Below are 23,726 nucleotides of genomic sequence, written 5' to 3' on the forward strand. Positions count from 1 at the left end.
TGTCTTGCATTTTAGCCAATCAGCGTCGGGCTGCTGGCTTGAACACCCCTTTTCAGGGCGCTACTTGCTTAAGAAAGCAAAGCACGAAGGTGAATCCTAAGGTGCTTTTGCCGTGGTGGCAACTGCGACGCGCGGATTCACCTTCGCCAACTTTGCAGGCTACACCTGAAGTTCCGCGGCGAAGCGGCGCGCTGCGGCCTGCAGATCCGCCACGGCAGGCCCTTCGTTCAGGACAGCGCGGGAGACATTCGGGCTCGCGAAGCGTGCCGCCTCACCGCAAATACGCCGCACATCGGCCATCGTGCCGCCCTGGGCCCCGACGCCGGGCATGAGGATCATGCCGTTGACCTGGTCCAGAACCGGTGGATTCTCCACCGTCGCGCCGACCACGACGCCGACGTTGCCGGGCTTGTCCCCCGCGTTGAGTTCGGCCACGCGGTCGCACACCGCCTGGGCCAGCGTGGCGCCGGACTGCGTCTGGGACAGCTGCACAGACGGGGCCTCCGGGTTGGATGTCGCCGCGAGCACGATGGCACCCTTGTTGTACTCGGCTGCCAGTTCAAACACCGGGGCCAGGGAATCCACACCGAGCCACGGAGAGACCGTCACCGCGTCCGCCTCCAGGGGCGAGCCCGGCCGCAGCCAGGCGCTGGCGTAGCCCGCCATGGTCGAGCCGATATCGCCTCGCTTGGCGTCAGCGATCACCAGCACGCCGGCCTCCCGCAGCTCCGCCATCGCGTTCTGGAGAACCTCGAAGCCTGCAGCCCCGAAAGCCTCATAGAAGGCCACCTGTGGCTTGACGACGGCGACGGTATCCCGGAAAGCGGCAACCGCGGTATCGGTGAATTCTTTCAGCCCGGCCAGGTCATAGCTCAACCCCCAGCGCTCGAGGATGTGTGCGTGCGGGTCAAGCCCCACGCACAGCGGCCCCAGGTCGGCAGCCCGAGCCAGGAAGCGCTCGCCGAAGGTCTGAGACTGGTCTGCAGCCTGCCTCACCGGCGTGGTCATTAGTGCTCCACTTCCTGAATCGGGGTCACAGTGGTGTCGTGGTCCAGCAGAGCCTCGATGCCCTGCACCGCTGCGACGGTGCCCTGAACGGTCGTCGCGCACGGCACGCCGCTGTTCACAGAGGCCGCGCGGATCTCGTAGCCGTCGGTGCGCGCGTCAGCGGTACCGGCCGGGGTGTTGATGACCAGGTCGATCTCGCCGTCGCGGATGTAGTCCACGACGTTGCGGGCGTTCTCGCCCTCGCCGCTGGTGGCGGAGACCTTCGCGACGACCTCGCACTCCACGCCATTGCGGCGCAGCATGCTTGCGGTGCCCGCGGTGGCGAGCACGTTGAAGCCCAAGGAAGCCAGGCGCTGGATCGGGAGGATCAGGGTGCGCTTGTCGCGGTTAGCGACGGAGACGAAGACGTTGCCCTTGGTCGGCAGCGCGCCGTAGGCACCTTCCTGGGACTTCGCGAACGCGGTACCGAAGTCCGAGTCGAGGCCCATGACCTCGCCGGTGGACTTCATTTCCGGGCTCAGCAGAGAGTCCAGCACCTTGCCCTCGAAGCTGCGGAAGCGGTTGAACGGCAGCACTGCCTCCTTGACGGCAATCGGGTGACCGATCGGCAGCGAGCCACCGTCGCGATCGGAAGGCAGGATGCCTTCCTCCTTGAGCTCGGCGATGGAAGCGCCCAGCATGATGCGCGCGGCGGCCTTGGCCATCTGCACGCCCGTGGCCTTGGACACGAACGGGGCGGTGCGGGAGGCGCGCGGGTTGGCCTCGATGACGTAGAGGATGTCGTCCTTCAGTGCGTACTGGACGTTCATCAGGCCCTTCACGCCGATGCCCTGGGCCAGCTTGCGGGTGGATTCCCGGACCTTTTCGATGTCCTGCTCCCCCAGCGTCATCGGTGGCAGCGCACAGGCGGAGTCACCGGAGTGGATACCGGCCTCCTCGATGTGCTCCATCACGCCGCCGAGGTAGACGTCCTCGCCATCGCAGAGGGCGTCGACGTCGATCTCGATGGCGGAATCCAGGAAGCGGTCGACCAGGACCGGGTGCTCGTCGGTGATCTCCGTGGCGCGCGAGATGTAGTCGCGCAGGCTGGCCTCGTCGTAGACGATCTCCATGCCTCGGCCACCGAGGACGTAGGACGGGCGGACCAGTACCGGGTAACCGATGTGTGCGGCGACCTCACGGGCCTCCTCGAAGCTGGTGGCGGTGCCGAAGGCCGGGGCTGGCAGCTCGGCGTCGCGCAGGACCTTGCCGAACTCGCCGCGGTGCTCCGCCAGATTGATGGCCTCCGGGGTGGTGCCGACGATCGGCACACCCGCGTCCGAGAGGCGCTGCGCCAGGCCCAGTGGGGTCTGGCCACCGAGCTGGACGATCACGCCCGCGACGGTGCCGGACTCGGACTCCGCGCGGTAGATCTCCATGACGTCCTCGAAGGTCAGCGGTTCGAAGTACAGGCGATCGGCGGTGTCATAGTCGGTGGAAACGGTCTCCGGGTTGCAGTTGACCATCACGGTCTCGTAGCCAACGCGGGAGAGCTCGAGGGCCGCGTGGACGCAGGAGTAGTCGAACTCAATGCCCTGGCCGATGCGGTTCGGGCCGGAGCCCAGAATGATGACCTTTTCCTTCTCCTTCTGCGGCTCGACCTCGGACTCGGCGTTCGGGTCCAGCTCATAGGAGCTGTAGTGGTACGGGGTCTTCGCCTCGAACTCGCCGGCGCAGGTGTCCACGGTCTTGAAGACCGGGTGGATGCCGAGGGACCAGCGCAGGGAGCGCACGCCGTCCTCACCTGCGAACTCCGGACGCAGGGCGGCGATCTGGCGGTCGGAGAGGCCGAGGAACTTCGCGTAACGCAGGAGATCCACGTCCAGGACCGGCGCGTCGATCAGCTGCTGGCGGAACTCCACCAGGGCCATGAGTTCGTGCAGGAACCACGGGTCGATGCCGGAGGCCTGGTAGATCTCGTCCACGGTCGCGCCGAGGCGCATGGCGAGCTCGACGTCGTAGAGGCGGCCCTCGGTCGGGCGCTTCAAGTCCTCGAGGACGGCTGCCTTGTCGGTGGCACGCTCGCCCGCAAAGTCCTCATCCGGGACGGTCCAGAAGCCCGCCTGCTTGGTCTCCAGGGAACGCATGACCTTGTTCAGGCCGGTGATGTAGTTGCGGCCGATGGACATGGCCTCACCGACGGACTTCATCGTGGTCGTGAGGGTGTCGTCGGCGCCCGGGAACTTCTCAAAGGCGAAGCGCGGAGCCTTGACGATGACGTAGTCCAGAGTCGGCTCGAAGGCAGCCGGGGTGACCTGGGTGATGTCGTTGCGGACCTCGTCGAGGGTATAGCCGATCGCCAGCTTCGCGGCCAGCTTCGCGATCGGGAAGCCAGTGGCCTTGGACGCGAGCGCGGAGGAACGGGATACGCGCGGGTTCATCTCGATCGTGATGATCCGGCCGTCCTTGGGGTTGATGGCGAACTGGATGTTGCAGCCACCGGTCTCCACGCCGACCTCGCGGAGGATGGCGATGCCCTGGTCGCGCATGATCTGGAACTCGCGGTCCGTCAGGGTCATGGACGGGGCGACGGTGACGGAGTCGCCGGTGTGGACGCCCAGGGCGTCGACGTTCTCGATGGAGGCGACGACGACCACGTTGTCCTTCGCGTCGCGCATCAGCTCCAGCTCGAATTCCTTCCAGCCGAGGATGGACTCCTCGATCAGGACGTTGGCCTCCGGGGACGCGGCGAGGCCGCCGCCGGCGATGCGCTCCAGGTCCTCGTAGTCGAAGGCCAGGCCGGAGCCAAGGCCGCCCATGGTGAAGGACGGGCGGACGACGACTGGCAAGCCCAGCTCGGCGACGGTCTCGTGGACCTCGTCCATGTTGTGGCAGACGCGGGAGCGGGCGGAGGATCCACCGATCTTCTCGACGATGTCCTTGAACTTCTGGCGGTCCTCGCCGCGCTCGATGGCGTCGATGTCCGCGCCGATGAGCTCGACGCCGTACTTGTCGAGGATGCCGCGGCGGTCCAGCTGGATCGCGGCGTTCAGCGCGGTCTGTCCGCCGAGGGTGGCCAGCACGGCGTCGATCGGGTGCCCCTCTGCCTTTTCCTTGGCGAAGATCTTCTCGATGTACTCCGGCTGAATCGGCTCGATGTAGGTGTGGTCGGCGAACTCCGGGTCGGTCATGATGGTCGCCGGGTTGGAGTTGATCAGGGTGACGCGGAGGCCCTCTTCCTTGAGCACTCGGCAGGCCTGGGTGCCGGAGTAGTCGAACTCGCAGGCCTGACCGATGACGATCGGGCCGGAACCGATGACGAGGACGTGGTTGATGTCTTCACGACGTGGCATGAGTGTTTTCTCTTTCTGTTGGGCGTTGTGCTGCTGGATGCGTTCTGTGCTGTGAGAAGGCGTCGGCTTAGGCCTTCTTCTCCTGCTCCAACAGGTTGAGGAAGTGGTCGAACAGGGGGTTTGCGTCGTGCGGGCCGGCGGCGGACTCCGGGTGGTACTGCACCGAGAAGGCGCGTCCGCTGGTCAGCGCCACGCCTTCGACGACGTCGTCGTTGAGGCAGATGTGGGTGACCTTGGCGGGCCCGAATGGGGTGTCGAATTCCTTCTCTAGGCCGCCGGCGGGGGCCGCCAGGGCGAAGCCGTGGTTCTGGGCGGTGATCGCGACCTTGCCAGTCTCCAGGTCCTTCACCGGCACGTTGGTGCCGCGGTGGCCGAACTTCAGCTTGTAGGTGTCCAGGCCGAGGGCACGGCCAAAGAGCTGGTTGCCGAAGCAGATGCCGAAGAACGGGATGTCGGCCTCGAGCACCTTCTTGACCTGCTCCACCGTGTGGTCGGCGGTGGCCGGGTCACCCGGGCCGTTGGAGGCGAACACGCCCTGGGCCTCGTACTCGCTCAAGTAGCCCTCGAGGGTGGAGAACTCGGTATCGGCCGGAATGACGACGGTGCGGATGCCGCGCTTGGCGAACTCGCGCGGCGTGTTGGTCTTAATGCCCATGTCGTAGGCGAGGACGGTGTACTTGCGCTCCCCTTCCGCGTCGACGACATAAGGCTCGTCGGTGGTGACGTCCGCGGTCAGGTCCGCGCCGCTCATCGACGGCTGCTCCTTGACCTGGGCGATCATCTCCTCGTCCGTGCCGAGGGCGTCGCCGGAGAAGATGCCCGCGGCGATGGATCCCTCCTCGCGCAGGTGGCGTACGACGGAGCGGGTATCCACGCCGCAGATGCTGACGATGCCCTGTGCCTCGAGCTCCTCGTTGAGGCTGCGCTTGGCTCGCCAGTTGCTGACGGTGTTGGAGAGGTCGCGGATGACCAGGCCAGCGGCCCAGATCTTGCCGTCGCGGGACTCGGAGTCCTCGTCGTTCCAGCCGGTGTTACCGATCTGTGGGGCGGTGAGCACCGTGATTTGACGGTGGAAGGAGGGGTCGGTGAGGGGCTCCTGGTAGCCGGTCATGGCGGTGGTGAACACTGCCTCGCCGAGGGTCTTGCCGGTCGCGCCCATCGCGAAGCCGCGGTAGATCGTGCCGTCTGCGAGAACCAGTGCTGCTGGAGTGTGAGTCTGCATATCTTTAGTCCTTAGTTTTTCTTTCAAGGTCAGTCGCCGATTGTTGAGTTATCGGGCAGCTAGTCGGTTGTCACAGGGTTGCCGTCGCGGCATGTCACCTTGCCACGCAGGATCGTCGTGGATACCCGAACCGGCATGGGCATGCCTTCGTAAGGGTTGTTCTCGGACTTGGAGGCCATCTGCTTGGCCTCGGCGGTCCAGCTAGCGTTGGTATCCACCACGCACAGGTTCGCTGGCTCGCCTTCGGCGATCGGGCGACCGTGGCCCGGCAGCTTGGTGATCTCGGCGGGACGCTCGGACATCACCTTGGCGACGAAGCGCCAGTCCTGATCGCCGTTGATGACGAAGAGGTCCGCGATGATCGCCAGGGAGGTCTCCAGGCCGAGCATGCCCGGACGAGCCTGGTCGAATTCGCAGCACTTCTCCTCGGAGGAGTGCGGGGCGTGGTCGGTGGCCACGCAGTCCACCACGCCGTCGATGAGTGCCTGGCGCAGGGCCAGGGTGTCCCGCTCCTCACGCAGCGGCGGGTTCACGCGGTTCACGCCGTCGAAGGTCTCCAACCGGGAGTCGGTGAGGATCAGGTGGTGCGGGGTGACTTCGGCGGACAGCGGGATGTCCTGTCCCTTCGCCCAGCGCAGCAGCTCGACGGTGCCTTCCGTGGAGGCGTGACAGATGTGGAGCCGACCGCCGTAGTCGCGGGCCATGAGGGCGTCGCGGGCGACGATGGACTCCTCCGCCACGCGTGGCCAACCACGAAGGCCCAGGCGGGCGGCAGTCTCGCCTTCGTGGGCGACCGCGCCCTCGGTCAGGCGGGGCTCCTCGCAGTGCTGCGCGAGCAGCACGTCCATGCCACGCGAGTACTCGATTGCGCGACGCATCAGGCGCGGGTCGTCGACGCACTTGCCGTCGTCGGAGAGCATGCGCACCTTGGCGTCGGAATCGGCCATCATGCCGAATTCGGTGAGCTCCTTGCCCGCCAGTCCCTTGGAGATGGAACCGACGGGGTGGACGTCGCAGAGGTTCGTGTTCTGGCCCTTGTACCAGACGCTTTCCGCGATGGCGGGGTCGTCCATGACCGGGGAGGTATTAGCCATGGTGAACACGGCGGTAAACCCGCCCTTGGCAGCCGCCGCGGAGCCGGAGGCGATGGTCTCGGTGTCCTCGCGGCCCGGCTCGCGCAGGTGAACATGCATGTCCACCAGGCCCGGCAGGAGCACCTGGCCGGCAAGGTCGAGCACCTCGGCCTCAGCTGGAGCCTCGTCGGAGAGATCCGCGCCGATCTTGGCGATCACGCCGCCGGAGAGCAGGACATCCTGCGGCTCCCCTTCACCGTAGATGAGCACGCCCTTGAGGAGCACCGCGTTCTCGGCACCCGCCGGGTGCGCAGCCAGTGGGCCAGTCGGGGGAAAGTTCTTGTTGTCGACCATAAAAATCGCTTATCCTTTCTGGCCTTAAGCGTCTGTCTCGGTCTCGGAGGCCGAGTGGCCGCCGATCAGCAGCTGGAAGAGGATCGCCATGCGGACGTGAACACCGGCAGTGACCTGCTGGAGCACGACGGTGTTCGGAGCATCCGCGACGCTGTAGTTGATCTCCATGCCTCGCAACATCGGGCCTGGGTGCATTACAACCGCGTCCGGCTTCAACATGGCGTGGCGGGCCTTGGACAGCCCGTATCGGGTGGCGTACTCGCGGTGCGAGGGGAAGAAACCACCGTTCATGCGCTCCGCCTGGACCCGCAGCATCATGACCGCGTCGGCGCTCGGCAGCTCCGCGTCAAGATCGTGGCTCACGCGCACGCCCCAGTTCTCCACCCCGATCGGCAGCAACGTCGGAGGTGCGACGAAGGTGACATCTGCGCCGAGGGCATTGAGCAGCTGCGCGTTGGAGCGGGCGACGCGGGAGTGCAGGATATCACCGACGATCACGACGTGCTGCCCCGACAGATCACCCCGTTGACGGCGCAGCGTCGTGGCGTCGAGCAGCGCCTGGGTGGGGTGCTGGTTGGAGCCATCTCCGGCGTTGATCACCGCGGTATCGCCGATGAAGTTGGCAACGTGCTGCGCCGCCCCGGAGGACGGGTGGCGCATGACCAGTGCGTCGGCGCCGATGGACTTCAGCGTCAGTGCCGTGTCCCGGAGGGACTCGCCCTTCTTCACGCTCGAGGAGGACGCGGAGATGTTGATAACGTCCGCGCTCATCCACTTCCCCGCCGTCTCGAAGCTGGCCCGGGTGCGGGTGGAGTTTTCGTAGAACATCGTGAACACGGTGCGCCCCCGCAGGGTGGGCAGCTTCTTGACCTCGCGGCCCTTCAGCGCCTCGGCGAAGCGGTCCGCCTCGTCCATGATGCTCACAATCTCATTCGGAGTGAGATCGGAAATGCTGAGCAGGTTCTTCACTACGCACGCCCCTTGTCTGCGGCGGACGGTACCTGCCCGCCCTGATTCGCTGGTTGCTGGTCGGCGGGTGTGGTCGACCGGGTCAGGGTGACCTCGTCGCGGCCGTCGAGCTCGTGGAGAGCGACGGTGACGTCCTCGGAGGCTGCCGTCGGAATGTTCTTGCCCACGTAATCGGCGCGAATCGGCAGCTGCCGGTGACCGCGGTCAATCAGGACGGCCAGCTGGACGGTATCGGGACGGCCGAGATCCCGGAGGGCGTCCAACGCGGCGCGGATGGTGCGGCCCGAAAACAGGACGTCGTCGACCAAGATGACGGTTGCGCCGTCGATCCCCTCGTCCGGGATGATCGTGGGCTTGAGCGCACGGTGCGGGCCGCGCCCCAGATCGTCCCGGTACAGCGTGATATCCAGCGAGCCTTGGAACACATCCACGCCACTGAATTCGCTGATCTTTTTCTGCAGCCGCTCCGCGAGCGGCACTCCCCCAGACGGAATACCCAAAACCACGACCCGCCGGGCGGATCCGCTGTCTAGAGCCGTCTTCTCAATGATTTGGTGCGCGATGCGTGCGACCGTGCGATTGACATCGTCCGGGTTCAGCAGAACCACGGAGTGCTGATCGACTGTCGGATTCATCGTGACCTCCTTTCCCGCCTCTCTGTGCGGTCTGTTAAAGGATGCCTCTGAAAGAAAACCTTTCATGTGAACGATAGCACAAAGCACTACCCCCGGCTGCGCGGGGCAACCGGGGGTAGATGGGTGCGATTTACTCATTCGCCGACACGATGCCGCGACTGAAAAACCTCGCTTTTTAGACGGAGTTCTGGCCGTCAGCGGCGGGGTCTTCGCCAACCCCCGCCTGGCCGTCTTCGGTCTCTTCTGCGGCGCCGTCCCCCACCTGCTCGGTGGGGTCTGCGATCACGGAATCAACCAGCGCCTCGATATCTGCCGGGGCAGGAGCAGAGCCCTCCTCGGACCCCGACTGTTCCTGCTCGCGCTGGGTGGCCAGACGGTCAGCCATCGCGGCGTCTGCGTCTGTGGCCACGCCGTCGAGCACAGCGTTGACGTAGTCCGGGGCCTTGACGTGGGAGTACTCGCTGGCAAGTTCGATCCCCTCGGACAGGGCAACGCGGTGCGGAACGTCCGGGTTAAACATCAGTTCCCACGCCGCCACGCGCATGACCGCGCGGTCCACGGCGGGGATGCGATCCAGGGTCCAATCGCTGGTGAGGTGCACGGCGATGGCGTCGTCGATCGCGTCGAGGTTACTTGCCACGCCGGGCACGATCTGGGAGGTGTACTCCGGGATCGGCTTGATCTGGTTTTCCTGATCCTTAGCTAGCTCCGCGCGCTCTTCCATGATGTCGACCGGGTCGATGTCGCGGAACTCCGCCTCGAAGAGGATGTCCACGGCACGGCGGCGGGCCTTGTAGCGCGCACCACGCCGCTTGAAACGCGCAGCCGAACGCTCATCCTTCGAGCCTTTGCCCTCCCCCGCAGACTGCGGGTTCTGGCTTTCGGGGCGCGAGGATGGCGACGGCGACTGTGGTTCAACCATGAGGAAGTATCAGGCTCCTGGGGTGTTACTGGGTGACGCGGGACAGGTACTCGCCGGTGCGGGTGTCCACCTTGACGACGTTGCCGGTCTCGATGAACAGCGGCACCTGGATCTCGGCACCGGTCTCCAGGGTGGCTGGCTTGGAGCCACCGGTGGAGCGGTCGCCCTGCAGGCCCGGATCGGTGTGCTCGATCTTGAGGTCAACGTTGGCCGGCAGCTCAGCGAACAGCGCCTGGCCGTCGTGGAAGGAAACGTTGACGCGGGAGTTCTCCAGCAGGAACTTCGCGCCGTCACCCATGAGCTCCGGCTGCAGCTCGACCTGGTCGAAGGTCTTGTCGTCCATGAGGACGTAGGCGGAGCCGTCGTTGTACAGGTAGGTCATGTCGCGGCGGTCGACGGTGGCCTGCTCGACCTTCACACCTGCGTTGAAGGTCTTGTCCACGGTCTTGCCGGAGACGACGTCCTTGAGCTTCGTACGCACAAACGCCGGGCCCTTACCTGGCTTGACGTGCTGGAACTCCACGATCTGTTGCAGCTTGCCGTCGATCATCAGGACCATACCGTTTTTGAAATCTGCAGTGGTTGCCACTAGTTCAGGCTCCTCTATTCTCGTTGAGATTTTTTTGCGCGCACGTCGACGCCCGAGGTCTCGGGCGTTCTCGTTCGACTTATTCTAACACCTTAAACGATGCGCAGATCAGTGCTGGAGGCGTTGCAGCTCTTCGCCCCGTCGGCCGTGACCACGTAGGTGTTTTCGATGCGCAGACCGGTCTTGCCCGGGATGTAGATCCCCGGCTCCACGGTCAGCGTCATCCCCTCAGCAAGCGTTACTGATCGGTCGACCCGGGAGTTCGCCGACGGCGCTTCGTGGACGTCCAGGCCCACGCCGTGGCCCGTCGAGTGCACGAAGTACTCGCCGTAGCCAGCATCGGTGATGATGTCCCGGCAGGTCTTATCGATATCGAACAGAGCGGTTCCCGGGGCGACGGCCGCGGCACCAGCCCGCTGCGAGCGCAGGACGACGTCGTAGAGGGTGGCGGAGAGCTCGTCCGGCTCCCCCACGCAGACGGTGCGTGTCTGGTCGGAGGCGTAACCATCCAGGTAGATGCCGAAATCGACGGTGACCAGACCGGGCACGATCGGGTCGCGGGAGACACCGGCGTGCGGCTTGGTGGCGTTGACTCCCGACGCCAGGATGGTATCGAAGCTCAGTGCTTCGGCACCGGCCTTGCGCAGGCGGTACTCCAGGTCCGCTGCGGCCTCGATTTCAGTGCGTCCCTCGCGGATGCAGCCCTCGTCTAGGAATTCCTGCCACACCGAATCCGCGAGCTCCCCGGCTGCCTCGAGGGCGGCGATCTCCGCGCTGTCCTTGACCAAGCGAAGCTCCTCGACGATGCCGGCCGCCACCTCCGGCAGCGGCCCGTCCGCGGCAAGCTTCTTCGCCTCGCCGATGCTCAGGCTGGACTCCACAGCAAAGCCGGTGACCTGAGCCCGCTCCGGGACTTGCTCGAGCAGCTTATTGTCGATGAGGAGCTCGACATCCTCTGGCTGGCCGGTCTCGATCTCCACCTGGGTGGCGTATCGGCCATCGGTGCCGAGCACGCCCCGGCCGTCCGGCCGCTGCAGGTACACCGCATTGGAGCCACTGAAACCGGTGAGGTAGCGAACGTTCTTCAGGTCAGTGACCAGAAGGCCCGGCAGGTCGCGCTCCTGTAGGCGTGCGGCAAGCTTGTTGCGGCGCTCGGCGTATCGCTGAGTCTGGGTCATTCGCGCTCTCCTTCGATCGTTGTTTCCCCCATGCTGGGTTCAATCACCCCCACGCTACTCCCCTGGGCGTCCACACTCGCAGGCGCGGGTCATTGCGCGGAGCGTTGAGCCCGACCCCGCCCTCAAAAGCGTCGGCGGTGCTAGCTCTGCGCGAGGTAACGCAGAGCCGCCAGGTATCCCTCGATCCCCAAGCCAGCGATCACGCCGCGGGCAATGGGGCTGAGGTAGCTGTGGTGACGGAAGGGCTCGCGGGCGTGGACGTTGGAGATGTGGACCTCCACGAAGCCCGGGCCGTCGGCGACCTCCGCGAGAGCGTCGCGCAGCGCCACAGAAGTGTGCGTCCAGCCACCCGGGTTGATGATCACCGCATGCCCCTGGTCAGCTGCCGCATGGATGCGGTCCAGCATCTCGCCTTCGTTGTTGCTCTGGAAGAACTCCACCGCCACACCCAGGCGTGCCGCCTCATCGGCGATCAGGGCCTCGACGTCGGCCAGCGTCGTCGCCCCGTAGACCTCCGGCTGGCGCTTGCCCAGCCGGTTGAGGTTCGGGCCGTTGAGCACGCTCACCGTCAGCTGCTGTTCCTGTGCGGTCACTGCGAAATCGCCTCCCATGCTGCGTCCAGGTGTTCCCTGCTCGGGGACTCGAGCCGAGTCGGTTTCGCCAGTCCCTCGAGGACGACGAAGCGAATCTTGCCTTGCTTATTCTTCTTATCCCGCCCCATAACCTCAATGAGGGTGTCGAAATCGGAGTGCTGATAGGTCGTCGCCAACCCAACGCTGCGCAGGATGTTCCGGTGCCGGTCCACGAGCTCCTGGTCGATGAGACCGGCGGCCTTGGCCAGCTCAGCCTCGAACATCATGCCCACACCCACGGCCTGACCGTGACGCCAGCGGTAGTTCTCCTGCTGCTCGACCGCGTGGCAGAAGGTGTGCCCGTAGTTGAGGATCTCCCGGATATAGGACTCCTTGAGGTCCTGGGCCACCACGTCTGCCTTGACCTTGATCGCCCGCTCGATCAGCTCCGGGAGTACATCACCGGCGGGGTTCAGCGCCTCGACGGGGTCCTCCTCGTAGATCTCGATGATGCGCTCGTCGCGGATGAAACCCGCCTTGATGATCTCCGCAGAGCCAGCGATGAGCTCCTCGCGAGGCAGATCTTTGAGGGTGTCCAGGTCGATGAGGACCGCGGCCGGTTCGTGGAAAGCACCGACGAGGTTCTTACCCCGGGTGGTGTTGATCCCCGTCTTTCCACCCACCGCGGCGTCGACCATCCCCAGCAAGGAGGTCGGGACGTGTGCCACGCGGATACCGCGCATCCAGGTGGCGGCGATGAACCCGGCGAGGTCGGTGGCAGCGCCACCGCCCACGGAGACGATGCAGTCCTGACGCGTCAGCCCGGCATCCGCGCAGCGATCCCAGCAACGCTCGGCTGATGCAATGGTCTTGCCGTCCTCAGCGTCGGAGATCTCCAGCAGCTCGGCGACCTTGCCCTCGGCCTCCAGCAATTTCGCGACATGGGCTGCGCGCTCAGCCAGGGCCGGCTGGTGGATGATCAGGAAGGTGCTGGCGCCCTCGGTGGCCTCGAGCATCGGCGGGATCATCGTCTCGATGCCGCGGCTGATGAGGACCGGGTACGGCGAAGCGGTGCGCACATCGATGCGCGTTGGGGTGGGCTGCTGCGTGGAGTAAGGCGTTGTCACGCTGTCACGTTCTTTCTCAATCGCTGTGGTGGTTTGGTGGTCGGCCGTGGTGGCAGTGCCGCGGGTGAACGGCCCAGTGATGTCTCCTAGAGCTGTTCCGCGTCTTCGAGGTACTGCAGGATGGCAGTCACTGTCCGCTGCGGGTCGTGGTTGCCGGAGCGGATGCGGAAGCTCGCAACCTCTTCATAGAGCTCGTGGCGCTCGTCGTAGAGTCGCTGATAGACCTCTTCGGGGTTGGGGACATCCAGCAGCGGGCGGGTTTTGTTCCCGGAGGTACGGCGCACGCCCTCAGCGACGTCTACATAGAGGTAGACGACTTGGTGGTTCATGAGGGCCTCGCGGGTCTTCGCGCTCTTCACAGCTCCCCCGCCCAGGGACACCACCGCGTTAGTCTGCAGTGCCTGAGCGACGGCTTCCTCCTCAGCAGCGCGGAATTTCTCCTCGCCGAGCTCCCGCAGCACGTCGCCGCAGGGCTTGTTGAAGCGTTCGGCGATGAGCTCATCGGTATCGATGACGGGCAGGTGGAGGGCATGCCCGATGCGCCGGCCCATCGTGGATTTACCCGCGCCCGGCAACCCAGCGAGCACAACCTTGGGGCGCTGCCCAGGTGCCGTGTGCTGCGCGTTAACCGGTGTGGATTGCCCTGGTCGAGTCATCTTTCGCGAAGCCTCCTTGTCTGCGGGTTGGTTAGAAATCCAGCCGCTCGGCGACCTGCTGCTGATAAGCGGCCACGTTGCGCTTCATCTCGGCGAGGGAATCGCCCCCGAACTTCTCAACGGTGGCCCGAGCCAGCACGAGGGCGACCATCGCCTCGGCGACGACTCCTGCTGCGGGGACGGCGACGACGTCGGAACGCTGGTGGATGCCGGTCGCGGCCTCTCCGGTGGCCATGTCGACGGTGCGCAGGGCGCGCGGGACCGTGCTGATCGGCTTCATCGCGGCGCGGACGATGACGTCCTCACCGTTGGTCATGCCGCCCTCGATCCCGCCAGCGCGGTTGCTCAGTCGGGTGATCTCCCCGTCCTCGCGCACCATCTCGTCGTGGGCTTCGGAGCCGCGGCGGCGGGCTTCCTCGAAGCCGTCGCCGATCTCGACCCCCTTGATGGCCTGGATCCCCATGACGGCGGAAGCCAACTGGGCGTCGAGGCGAGCGTCACCGGACGTGTGGGAGCCCAAGCCGATCGGCAGGCCCTTGACCACGACCTCCACGATGCCGCCGAGGGTGTCGCCGCTCTTCTTGGCCGCCTTGATCTCCTCGACCATCGCGTCCTCCGAGGCCTTATCGAAGGCGCGCACCGGGGAGGCGTCGATAGCTTCCAAGTCGGAGAAACTCGGGGTGGGGCCGGTATAGGGCTCGCTACGACCGATCGAAACGACGTGGCTGAAGACCTCCACTCCCAGTACCTCGCGCAGCAGGGCGCGGGCGAAGGTGGCGGCGGCGACGCGGGCAGCGGTCTCGCGGGCGGAGGCACGCTCCAGGATCGGGCGGGCCTCGTCGTGGTCGTACTTCAGCATGCCGGCGAAGTCCGCGTGACCCGGGCGCGGGCGGGTGAGTTTCGCCCCGCGACCGGAGGCCATCGCCTTGGCCACCTCCGGGTCCTCCAGATCAACCGGGTCGGCGGACATGATGGTGGTCCACTTCGGCCACTCGGTGTTGCCAATCATGACGGCCACCGGGCTGCCGAGGGTCATGCCGTGTCGGACGCCAGAGACGAAGGTCAGCTCGTCCGCCTCAAACTTCATCCGGGCGCCGCGACCATAGCCGAGGCGACGGCGGGCGAGCTGTTCCGCGACATCCTCGCGAGTCACGCTCAGCCCAGCGGGGAGGTTTTCCACCAGCGCAATCAGCGCCTGGCCATGGGATTCACCAGCAGTAGTCCATCGAAGCATGCCGACAAGTCTACTATGTGAGCTATCGAACAATTATAAGGACACTGCGAAGGCCAGCAGCGTACCCAGAACCATTGCCGGTCCCATGGCGACAGGCCGATGGGGTGGAGCCTTTCTGGCCCGATCCTGGATCAGTATCCCGCCGGTCGTGAGCACGCCGGAAGTGCCGATGGCGAGCAACACCCAACCCACTCCGTGCCAGGCGGCAAGGATGCCGCACACCGCCGCAAACTTGGCGTCCCCGCCACCGAAGTACTGGCCAGGAGCTCCGCTCCCCTCGTGGCGGTTCTTTACAGAGCGTTGGTGGAAGAAGCTGAACAATAGCCACCACACCGCGCCCCCGACGAGTGCTGAAGGCTGCCAGACACACGCCGCGACAATAGCAGAGAGGATGCTGGGGAGCACCACGGCGTTGGGGATGCGACGATGCCGCCAATCTACGACCCCCAGGTAGGCCACAGCCACGCCAAGCGTGGCAAGCACAGCGCACATCACCGATGGCTCCCCCCTTAATCTTGCTCCCCTAGAGTCTTCTCCCCTGCCCCAAAGAGTCCCCTGCGCCCCCACGCAGGAATCTCTTTCCCCGCCTGCGCTGAGAAGATAAGGCTCCGAGTTAGTCCAGCGCCAGGTGCTGGTGCAGTTCGGCCAAGAATAGTCCCTCGGGAGCCTGCTGGCCGGTGAACAGCCGGAACTGCTCCTCCGCCTGGCCAGCGAGCATCTGCAGACCATCGGAGACTGGCAGCCCCTGCTGCTTGGCCTGAGCCAACAGCGCGGTCGGATAAGGATCGTAGATCACGTCGATGACAGACTCAGCGCGACAGAACTCATCCACGTACTCCGCAGCGACGTCCTCCGGCACCGTCGAAATCAGCGCTGCAGCCTGGCCACACACGTGGCCCAGCTCCGGGGCATCGAACCGGGTCCAGGAAAACTCCATGCCCAGCGACTCGGTGAGCGCCTGCAGGTTCAGCGCACGCTCCGAACGGGCGACCACGTTAATCTCGGAGAATCCGGCAGCCGCTGCAGCAGCAACGGCGGGGCGGGCGGTGCCACCGTTACCGACAATGACGGCCGTCTGCCCGGCGAAGGGTGCGCCTCGTTCCGGATCGCGCTCGGTGAGCTCGGCTGCCACCGCGTTCAGGCAGGCGGTGAGACCGTCGACGTCGGTGTTATCCGCGAGCCAGCGGCCATCCTCCTGCGGCACCAGCGTGTTGGCGGAGCCGATATCCTCGGCCCGCTTCGTCGCCAGCCCCGCCAGCTCGAGTGCTGCGCCCTTGCCCGGCATAGTGACGGACAAGCCGCGGATGTCCGGATCCTGCGCCTGAACGATCACCCGGATGTCCCGGGCCTCCGGCGCCTCCACCCGGTAGTAATCCAGCTCCAGGCCCGTGGCCCGGTAGCCAGCCTTGTGGATCACCGGGGACAGCGAATGCGACACCGGGCTGCCCAGGACCGCGCAGCGGGGGCCGCTTAGCGCAAAAAATTCTTCCGGACTGAGCACACTCGCACCTGCCGAGTCCGCAGTGGGCTGAGGGGCACCGCCGGTAGACAACTGGGCATCCTGGCTTTCCGACATCGGCTTCCTCTTCCTCCTGGCTTATTGCTTAGCGGGCCGAGTCCAGCACGCCGTTGGCGCGCGCCTTCTCGATCGCGGCCTCGTGGGCATCGAAGTCCCGGTTGAACACGGTCTCGCCATCCTTGTTGATGGTGACGAAGTAGAGCCAATCGCCCTCGGCGGGGTGTTCCATCGCCTGCAGCGCCTGAATACCCGGGGAGGCGATCGGGGTCTCCGGCAGCCCCTTCTTCGCGTAGGTGTTCCACGGAGTGCGGCGGGCGCGGTCGCTATCCGTCGTGGCGACCTCCTGCTCGGCGACGTCATAGTTCACCGTGGAGTCGAACTCCAAGCGCTGGTCTTCCTTGAGTCGGTTGAGGATCACGCGAGCAACCTTGTCGAAGTCCCCGGCAGGTGCCTCGCGCTCCACCAGGGAGGCGGCGGCGATCATCTCATAAGGGCTCAGCCCCACGGCCTCCGCGGCGCTGAGGAGCCCCGTCGCCTCGTATTCCGCCGCAGAGTTGCTGATCAGCTCGCGCATGATCTCCTGCGGGGTCGAGGTCGGGTCGAAAAGGTGCACGCCCGGGGAGATTAGCCCCTCGATGCGGCGCGGATCGTCGATGCGTTCCGCGACCGCTCCCTTCGCCCACTGCGGCACCTCCAACTCCTCCGGGGTGGAGCTGACCACGGCTTCGCGCAGCGCATCGGAGGAAATGCATTCATCCTCGCTCGAGCAGGTCTGGGCGGAGATCAGCGAGTAGATTCCCTCACGCGTCTTCCCTCCCACGACCGTGACGTCCTCCAGCGTCAGGCCAGTAGGAATGTCGACGACGCCGCGGCGGTTGGCGTCGTCCGTCAGCGCGTCCAGCGCGGCGGAGGCCGACATCTTCTCCTGGAGCGGGTAATAGCCGGTCTGCAGGCTCGCGTCTCGGGACTCAGCCTCCCGCATCAGTGCCCGCCGGGAGCCGACAATCTTCTCCTCCACCAGGGTCGGGGCGATCGAAGACAGGCTGTCCCCCTCGCCGACCTTGACCATCACGACCGTTCCGTTGCCCGCACCCTCGTAGTCGCGCTGGCCGACGACGGACCGCTGGTACCAGACGTACCCGGAGATGCCCACCAACAAGAGGATGAGCGCCAAAGCCAGCGCGACTGCCAATTGACGGCGGCGCCGGTACTTCGGTTGCATACTCCGCTTCAGGGTCATGCAACTATGCCTTTCGGATCTCAGGTGCTACGGAACGCGCGGCCACGCTCGAGAGCGTGAAGGCAACGCGAAGCATCGCTATAGGACGGCGATGCATCCGATGATCGTGGATCGATCATCGGACATTATTCCATGATCACGATTCGATTACGACATGACGCGCCGACGGGCGTCGAGCCACCCCTGCAGAATGTGCACTGCCGCGGCTTGGTCAATCCGCTTCCGACCCTTCTTGGCGCTCACCCCGGAGGCCTGAAAGGCCTGGGTGGCTGCCATGGTGGACATGCGTTCGTCGACGAGCCGTATCGGCAGGTCGGGCAGCTCTTCGCCCAGGTCCTCGTAGAAGTCGAGGGCTGCCGCGGTGCTCGCGGTGTGGTTGCCGCGCAGCGCCACCGGAAGACCGACGACGACCTCCACGACGAAGTTCTCCTCGATCAGTTCCACGACACGCGACACGTCGGAGCCGTCGACGGCGGCGGCGACCGTCTCCAGCGGAGAGGCCAGGATGCCATCCGGGTCGCTGAGGGCAACGCCGATCCGCACACTACCGACATCGAGAGCCAGCCGCCGTCCCCGCCCCGGATCGGACTCCGGGTCGGGTCGGTCCGGAGTAATCTCCTCGCGGGAAAAATCGGATGCCATCGGCGATCGACCTCGCGGAACTAGCTCAGGGTCTCGTTCACGAGGCGCTGCACGGCGGCCAGGCCGGCGTCGACACCGGAAGCATCGGAACCGGAGCCCTGCGCCAGGGCTGGCTTACCGCCACCGCGGCCACCAACCTCGGCGCCGAATGCCTTCACCAGGTCGCCGGCCTTCAGCCCACGCTCGACAGCCTGCGGGTTGGCCGCGGCAACGAACGGAACCTTTTCGCCGTCCTGGGCAGTGAAGAGCACGACCGCCGCCTCGGAGTTGAAGCGGGCGATGGCGTCCTGCGCCACCGAACGCAGGTCCTTCGCACCCAGGCCCTCCCCGAGGTTCTGGGTCAGCACCTTCACACCGGATACATCTGCGGCGCTGTCCACGATGCTGCCGACCTGGGCTGCCAGCTGCTGGGCACGCAGCTGCTGGACCTGCTTCTCTGCGGCCTTGAGCTTGGCGGTCAGCGCGTCGATGCGCTCCGGGATCTCCTCGCTGGTGGCCTTAAAATTCGCTGCGAGGTTCGCGACGAGGGAACGGTCGGCAGCGAGGTGGCGGAAGGAATCCATTCCGGTGTAGGCCTCGATGCGGCGCACGCCGGAGCCCACGGAGGACTCACCGAGCACGCTGATCGGGCCAATCTGGGAGGAGTGGTCCACGTGGATACCGCCGCACAGCTCCATGGAGAATGGTCCGCCAATCTCGACGACACGAACCTGGTTGCCGTAGTTCTCGCCGAACAGCGCCATCGCACCCATCGCCTTGGCCTCCTCCAGGGAGGTCTCGATGGTATTGACCTGGTAGTCAGTGTCCACCGCGGAGTTCGCGATCTCCTCGATCTGCTGCAGCTGCTTCTCGGTCAGCTGATCCCCGTAGGAGAAGTCGAAGCGCAGGTAGCCGGGCTTGTTCATGGAACCGGCCTGCACGGCTGTCGGTCCCAGCACCTCGCGCAGCGCGGCGTGGATCAGGTGGGTACCGGAGTGCGCCTGACGGGCCTGGTGGCGCCACTTCTGGTCGACGCGGGCCTCGAGGAGCTCTCCGATGGCGAGCTCTCCCTCGGTGACCTCGATCTGGTGCGCCCAGACCTTCTTGGCGATCTTCTGGACGTCCACGACCTTAGCCAGGCCACCTGGGCCGCGGAGGTCGCCACGGTCGGCCATCTGGCCACCCGACTCAGCGTAGAACGGGGTCTGATCCAGGATGACCTGGGCGTGCTGGCCGGCGGACGCGCGGTCGGCGAGCTGGCCGTCGACGACCAGGCCCAGAACCTTGCCCTCGTCCACCGTGTTCTCGTAGCCGGTGAAGTGGGTCGGGTGGGAATCGATGAATGCGCGGTAGACGCTCAGGTCCGCGTGGACGTGCTTCTTGGCGGCGTTATCAGCCTTGGCGCGAGCCTTCTGCTCGGCCATCAGCTCGTGGAAGCCCTCCTCGTCGACCGTCAGCGAGGCCTCCTCGGCCATCTCGCGGGTCAGGTCGATCGGGAAGCCGTGGGTGTCGTGCAGCGAGAAGGCAACCTCGCCCGGTACCACCGTGGCGCCGCTGTTGCGGGCCTCCGTGAGGAACTGCTCGAAAAGCTGGGAACCGGACTCGAGGGTCTTCAGGAAGGCCTTCTCCTCGATCACGCCCACGGAGCGGATGCGCTCCCAGTTCTCCGCGATCTCCGGGTAGGACGGGGTCATCGCCTCGCGGACGGTGTCCAGGAGCTGCTCGATGACAGGCCCCTGAGCACCCAGCAGTCGGGCGGAGCGAATGATGCGGCGGATCAGGCGACGCAGGATGTAGCCACGCCCCTCGTTGCCTGGGGTCACGCCGTCGAGGATGAGCATCAGCGCGGTACGGCTGTGGTCGGCGATGACACGGAAGCGGATATCGCCCTTATCCTCCGAGCCGTAGCGAGTGCCGGTCAGCTTCTCTGCGGTGTCGATCACCGGGCGCAGCAGGTCGGTCTCGTAGACGTTATCCACGCCCTGCAGCAGGAATGCGAGGCGCTCCACACCCATGCCGGTATCGATGTTCTTCTTCGGCAGGTTGCCCACGATGTCGAAGCTGCCGTCGGGCTTGGTTTCGCCGCGCTCGAACTCCATGAACACGAGGTTCCAGATCTCGATGAATCGGCTATCGTCCACTGCCGGGCCACCGTCCGCACCATAAGCCGGGCCACGGTCGTAGTAAATCTCGGAGCACGGCCCACACGGTCCGGGCACGCCCATGTGCCAGTAGTTATCCTCCATCCCGAGGCGCTGGATGCGCTCGGTGGGTAGACCGACAAGGTCGTGCCACAGCTGCGCAGCCTCGTCGTCGTCCTCGTAGACGGTGACCCAGAGGCGGTCCGGGTCCATTCCCAGGCCACCGTCGTCAACGGAATTGGTCAGCAGCGTCCACGCGTTCTTAATCGCGCCTTCCTTGAAGTACTGGCCGAAGGAGAAATTGCCGGCCATCTGGAAGAAGGTGTTGTGGCGGGTGGTGATGCCGACCTCGTCGATATCGAGGGTGCGCACGCACTTCTGGATGGAGGTGGCGGTGCCGAACGGCGGGGTCTCCTGGCCCAGGAAGTAGGGCTTGAAGGGGACCATACCCGCGTTGACGAAGAGCAGGTTCGGGTCGTCGAGGATCAACGACGCGCTGGGCACCTCGGTGTGACCGCTTTTCACGAAATGGTCGGTGAAGCGCTGGCGAATCTCATGCGTCTGCACGGTTGTGCTACCTCAATCTGTCTCGGGTTGTCTTGGCGGCCTGAGTGGGGCCGACCGCCTCCTGCGGGTTGCGTGCCGCGGGGAAAGCTAAAACTACAGATGGCATTCTACTTGCCCGGGCGCGACCCACGCACAATACCCCGCAGCGTGTCCAGGCGACTGTGGATCGTACGCTCGTGGCCGTGAGTGGTGGGCCGGTAGTACTCCGCTTCGACCAGGTCATCCGGCAGGTACTGCTGGCGCAGCACGCCCCGGGGATCATCGTGCGGGTACTGGTAGCCGGTAGCGTTTCCGAGGGCCTTCGCGCCGCTGTAGTGTCCGTCGCGCAGGTGGGCTGGAACGATCGCCCCCTTGCCCGCCCGGATGTCGGCGATGGCCTCGTTGATGCCAACGTAGGCGGCGTTGCTCTTCGGGGCGGTGGCCATGTGGACGGTGGCATGGGCCAGCGTGATGCGGGCCTCCGGCATACCGATGAAGCTCACCGCCTGGTGCGCCGCGACCGCGACCTGCAGGGCAGTAGGATCCGCGGTTCCGATGTCCTCAGAAGCGACGATGACTAAACGCCGGGAGATGAACCGGGGGTCCTCCCCTCCTTCGAGCATCCGCGCAAGGTAATGCAGCGCGGCATCCGGGTCGGAGCCACGCATGGACTTGATGAATGCGCTCGTGACGTCGTAGTGCTGGTCGCCGTCGCGGTCGTAGCGAGCCACTGCCTTATTCGTGGAGCGGGTGACGTCGGCGACCGTGATCGTGGGTACCTCGTCACCGTCCTGCTGTTGTTGCAGGACGTCCTCGGCGACGGCCTCGAGGTACGTCAGGCTGCGTCGAGCATCCCCGCCGGAGACCGCGGCGAGCTGGTTCAGGGCGTCGTCAGCGATCTGCACCTGGTCGGCCAAGCCCCGCTCATCGGCGATGGCGCGACGCAGCACGGATTTGATGCCTTCTTCTCCCAGAGACTTCAGCTGGACAAGCAGCGAGCGGCTGAGCAGCGGCGAGACCACGGAGAAGCTCGGGTTCTCGGTCGTGGCGGCCACCAACAGCACCGTGCGGTTCTCCACCGCCGCGAGCAAGGCGTCCTGCTGGGTTTTGGAGAAACGGTGCACCTCGTCGATGAAGAGCACGGTGCGCTCCCCGTGGAGCAGCCGACGACGGGCGTCCTCGATGACAGCCCGGACCTCCTTGACCCCGGAATTCAGGGCAGACAGAGCGACAAAGTGACGTCCGGATGCCGCCGAGATCAGCGATGCGATGGTGGTTTTGCCCGTGCCGGGTGGCCCGAACAGGATGACGGAGGAGTCGCCGCGCCCGTCAATGAGCCGCTGCAGCGGGGTCCCCGGCCCCAGCACGTGGTCCTGCCCCACCACCTCAGCCAGGCTTCGCGGCCGCATGCGGACTGCCAGCGGCGCATGCGAACCCGGGTGAAAGTATGCTTCCGCCTCCGCTGCACCGGTCCCAGACTGGTTGGGTTCGGCCTGGGTGAACAGGTCCTCCACGTCGTGCCTAGTCCTCGCGTCGCTGCGGGTGCGCGCCCAGCGGGGCCAGCGCCGCCAGGAGATTTTCTGCAAGCTCAATGACAGGTGCGAAACGCTCCTCGCCCAGCCCCGCCGTGAAGCGCAAGACGGCGTCCACGGTGGTCGCGAGATCGATGAGCTGTGCGGTCGTCAGCTTCTTCAAGTCATCGACCTCGATATCGAATTCGCGCAGGTCATTAACCTTATCGGAACCGTAATACAGGAGCGCCAGAGAGAAGAAGGCCCACGCGACCAGCGAGGCCACCAGGACCTCGTTGAAGTAGGCGTCGTCCCGGAACTCCGGCCAGTAGTGCACGACCTCTGCGCGCCAGGCATCGAGGAACTCGGCGGTCTCCTGATCGTTCAGGGCCGGGGTCGTCAGGTCCTGTGGGAAACCGGCCATGACACACGCGACGTCGAACGCAATATCGCGGAACCCTGCCCACTCGTAGTCGAGGAAGAACACGCGCTGCGCCAAGACGATGTTATCCGGCATGAGGTCGAACGGAGTGAAGGCACGAGCGGTGGCATCCGACTGTCGCTTCGCCGACAGGTTCGCCAACCGGGTGACCTCCGGGTGCATGGCGATTGAGTTGCCCTCCATCAGCTCCAGTCCGAGCGCGATGGTGTCCTCAATCTTCGGCTGCTGGTCGGCGACATCCTCAAAGTCGTAGCCATGCTTCTGGCACTGGCGGCGGAAGAGGGTGTCATAGGACTCCTCTTTACCTGCGGTAGCTACGTGCATGCGACCGAGTGACCGCCCCAGCTTCCGCAGTGCGGTGCGGCGATCCTTGGCCGGCAATTGAGTGAGCACCTCAGCGAAATTCTGGCCTTCACCAAGGTCCGAGAGGATCAGGAGGCGTTCCTCGATGTCATACGCCAGCAGCAAGGGGCCTGGCCGTGATTCCTCGGCCAGGGTGTTTGTGAACTGATAAGCCACGAGCTCGCGGAAAAGCCCGGTGCGGTCGAAGGAGATTCTCCTGCTACCGCGTGACCGGTTGGCCTCCGGGTCCCCGAGGGATGAGTGATCTTCGCCCGAGGCCTCAGGTGGTAGCTGTTTGACCACCACCGTGCGTTCCTGGAGGAAGTCATTGTGCCCGACCCGAGCGCGCAGGACCAGGGAGGATCCGTTTCCTCCGAGGTTCTCCGGGCTGCTCAGTTCCGGCGATCCGCCGAAGCGGGCGGCGAGGACTCGCTGCGCGGACTCGCCTACTGCCGCCACGGAGAGGGCTGGATTGTGTTCGGACACCTGTTTA

General features: G+C 65.5%; 20 protein-coding genes. All 20 read right to left on the reverse strand.

From position 1 onward, the window contains the following. Window positions 1-159: 159 nt before the first annotated feature. Window positions 160-1,008, reverse strand: a complete 849-nt coding sequence (pyrF, locus tag HMPREF3088_RS06360) for an orotidine-5'-phosphate decarboxylase (RefSeq protein ID WP_070758939.1) — start codon at window positions 1,006-1,008, stop codon at window positions 160-162. Then, a complete protein-coding gene (carB, locus tag HMPREF3088_RS06365) occupies window positions 1,008-4,340 on the reverse strand; it encodes a carbamoyl-phosphate synthase large subunit (protein ID WP_070758940.1) in 3,333 nt (1,110 codons plus the stop codon). The genes pyrF and carB overlap by 1 nt, the downstream gene beginning before the upstream one ends. Window positions 4,341-4,407: 67 nt before the next feature. Next, entirely contained in the window at window positions 4,408-5,562 is a 1,155-nt protein-coding gene (gene carA, locus HMPREF3088_RS06370) for a glutamine-hydrolyzing carbamoyl-phosphate synthase small subunit (RefSeq protein WP_070758941.1), read from the reverse strand. Window positions 5,563-5,621: 59 nt separating this feature from the next. Continuing rightward, window positions 5,622-6,989, reverse strand: coding sequence for a dihydroorotase (locus tag HMPREF3088_RS06375; protein ID WP_070758942.1), 1,368 nt, complete (start codon window positions 6,987-6,989; stop codon window positions 5,622-5,624). 24 nt (window positions 6,990-7,013) lie between these two features. Beyond that, window positions 7,014-7,958 carry an aspartate carbamoyltransferase catalytic subunit gene (locus HMPREF3088_RS06380; protein ID WP_070758943.1) on the reverse strand — a complete coding sequence of 315 codons (945 nt, stop codon included), beginning with the start codon at window positions 7,956-7,958 and terminating at the stop codon, window positions 7,014-7,016. Further along, entirely contained in the window at window positions 7,958-8,593 is a 636-nt protein-coding gene (gene pyrR, locus HMPREF3088_RS06385; RefSeq protein WP_070758944.1) for a bifunctional pyr operon transcriptional regulator/uracil phosphoribosyltransferase PyrR, read from the reverse strand. Before pyrR ends, HMPREF3088_RS06380 begins: the two co-directional genes overlap by 1 nt. 175 nt (window positions 8,594-8,768) lie before the next feature. Continuing rightward, window positions 8,769-9,515 (reverse strand): transcription antitermination factor NusB, encoded by a 747-nt coding sequence (gene nusB / locus HMPREF3088_RS06390; protein ID WP_070758945.1) that lies wholly within the window; start codon window positions 9,513-9,515, stop codon window positions 8,769-8,771. 25 nt (window positions 9,516-9,540) lie between these two features. Then, window positions 9,541-10,104 carry an elongation factor P gene (efp, locus tag HMPREF3088_RS06395; protein WP_070758946.1) on the reverse strand — a complete coding sequence of 188 codons (564 nt, stop codon included), beginning with the start codon at window positions 10,102-10,104 and terminating at the stop codon, window positions 9,541-9,543. 92 nt (window positions 10,105-10,196) lie between these two features. Further along, window positions 10,197-11,282, reverse strand: coding sequence for a M24 family metallopeptidase (locus HMPREF3088_RS06400; RefSeq protein ID WP_070758947.1), 1,086 nt, complete (start codon window positions 11,280-11,282; stop codon window positions 10,197-10,199). A 140-nt stretch (window positions 11,283-11,422) separates the two neighbouring features. Continuing rightward, a complete protein-coding gene (gene aroQ, locus HMPREF3088_RS06405) occupies window positions 11,423-11,854 on the reverse strand; it encodes a type II 3-dehydroquinate dehydratase (RefSeq protein WP_210401506.1) in 432 nt (143 codons plus the stop codon). 17 nt (window positions 11,855-11,871) lie between these two features. Next, entirely contained in the window at window positions 11,872-12,981 is a 1,110-nt protein-coding gene (gene aroB / locus HMPREF3088_RS06410; RefSeq protein ID WP_070758949.1) for a 3-dehydroquinate synthase, read from the reverse strand. A gap of 86 nt (window positions 12,982-13,067) precedes the next feature. Further along, complete coding sequence (locus tag HMPREF3088_RS10495; RefSeq protein WP_070758950.1) at window positions 13,068-13,637, reverse strand: shikimate kinase; 570 nt, start codon at window positions 13,635-13,637, stop codon at window positions 13,068-13,070. A 31-nt stretch (window positions 13,638-13,668) separates the two neighbouring features. Continuing rightward, window positions 13,669-14,871 (reverse strand): chorismate synthase, encoded by a 1,203-nt coding sequence (gene aroC, locus HMPREF3088_RS06420; RefSeq protein ID WP_210401498.1) that lies wholly within the window; start codon window positions 14,869-14,871, stop codon window positions 13,669-13,671. Between the two features lie 33 nt (window positions 14,872-14,904). Then, window positions 14,905-15,363, reverse strand: coding sequence for a prepilin peptidase (locus HMPREF3088_RS06425; protein ID WP_246818080.1), 459 nt, complete (start codon window positions 15,361-15,363; stop codon window positions 14,905-14,907). A gap of 121 nt (window positions 15,364-15,484) precedes the next feature. Further along, complete coding sequence (locus HMPREF3088_RS06430; RefSeq protein ID WP_070758953.1) at window positions 15,485-16,447, reverse strand: shikimate dehydrogenase; 963 nt, start codon at window positions 16,445-16,447, stop codon at window positions 15,485-15,487. Between the two features lie 28 nt (window positions 16,448-16,475). Then, window positions 16,476-17,630, reverse strand: a complete 1,155-nt coding sequence (mltG, locus tag HMPREF3088_RS06435; RefSeq protein WP_070758954.1) for an endolytic transglycosylase MltG — start codon at window positions 17,628-17,630, stop codon at window positions 16,476-16,478. A gap of 147 nt (window positions 17,631-17,777) precedes the next feature. Continuing rightward, the gene (gene ruvX / locus HMPREF3088_RS06440) at window positions 17,778-18,272 is read right to left on the reverse strand and encodes a Holliday junction resolvase RuvX (protein ID WP_070758955.1); all 495 of its coding nucleotides are present in this window, start codon (window positions 18,270-18,272) and stop codon (window positions 17,778-17,780) included. 20 nt (window positions 18,273-18,292) lie between these two features. Further along, window positions 18,293-20,959, reverse strand: a complete 2,667-nt coding sequence (alaS, locus tag HMPREF3088_RS06445) for an alanine--tRNA ligase (RefSeq protein WP_070758956.1) — start codon at window positions 20,957-20,959, stop codon at window positions 18,293-18,295. Window positions 20,960-21,066: 107 nt separating this feature from the next. Then, a complete protein-coding gene (locus HMPREF3088_RS06450) occupies window positions 21,067-22,452 on the reverse strand; it encodes a replication-associated recombination protein A (protein ID WP_070758957.1) in 1,386 nt (461 codons plus the stop codon). Window positions 22,453-22,459: 7 nt separating this feature from the next. Continuing rightward, window positions 22,460-23,719 carry a phosphotransferase gene (locus tag HMPREF3088_RS06455; RefSeq protein WP_246818081.1) on the reverse strand — a complete coding sequence of 420 codons (1,260 nt, stop codon included), beginning with the start codon at window positions 23,717-23,719 and terminating at the stop codon, window positions 22,460-22,462. Window positions 23,720-23,726: the final 7 nt, after the last annotated feature.

This window comes from Corynebacterium sp. HMSC22B11 (assembly GCF_001815965.1).
Taxonomy (GTDB): domain Bacteria; phylum Actinomycetota; class Actinomycetes; order Mycobacteriales; family Mycobacteriaceae; genus Corynebacterium.

Coding starts and splice junctions, on each gene's coding strand:
- pyrR (WP_070758944.1), bottom strand. CDS start 8,593: ATGAATCCGACAGTCGATCAGCACTCCGTGGTTCTGCTGAACCCGGAC.
- mltG (WP_070758954.1), bottom strand. CDS start 17,630: ATGACCCTGAAGCGGAGTATGCAACCGAAGTACCGGCGCCGCCGTCAA.
- aroC (WP_210401498.1), bottom strand. CDS start 14,871: ATGCTTCGATGGACTACTGCTGGTGAATCCCATGGCCAGGCGCTGATT.
- HMPREF3088_RS06425 (WP_246818080.1), bottom strand. CDS start 15,363: ATGTGCGCTGTGCTTGCCACGCTTGGCGTGGCTGTGGCCTACCTGGGG.
- pyrF (WP_070758939.1), bottom strand. CDS start 1,008: ATGACCACGCCGGTGAGGCAGGCTGCAGACCAGTCTCAGACCTTCGGC.
- carA (WP_070758941.1), bottom strand. CDS start 5,562: ATGCAGACTCACACTCCAGCAGCACTGGTTCTCGCAGACGGCACGATC.
- HMPREF3088_RS06375 (WP_070758942.1), bottom strand. CDS start 6,989: ATGGTCGACAACAAGAACTTTCCCCCGACTGGCCCACTGGCTGCGCAC.
- nusB (WP_070758945.1), bottom strand. CDS start 9,515: ATGGTTGAACCACAGTCGCCGTCGCCATCCTCGCGCCCCGAAAGCCAG.
- carB (WP_070758940.1), bottom strand. CDS start 4,340: ATGCCACGTCGTGAAGACATCAACCACGTCCTCGTCATCGGTTCCGGC.
- HMPREF3088_RS06400 (WP_070758947.1), bottom strand. CDS start 11,282: ATGACCCAGACTCAGCGATACGCCGAGCGCCGCAACAAGCTTGCCGCA.
- ruvX (WP_070758955.1), bottom strand. CDS start 18,272: ATGGCATCCGATTTTTCCCGCGAGGAGATTACTCCGGACCGACCCGAC.
- HMPREF3088_RS10495 (WP_070758950.1), bottom strand. CDS start 13,637: ATGACTCGACCAGGGCAATCCACACCGGTTAACGCGCAGCACACGGCA.
- HMPREF3088_RS06430 (WP_070758953.1), bottom strand. CDS start 16,447: ATGTCGGAAAGCCAGGATGCCCAGTTGTCTACCGGCGGTGCCCCTCAG.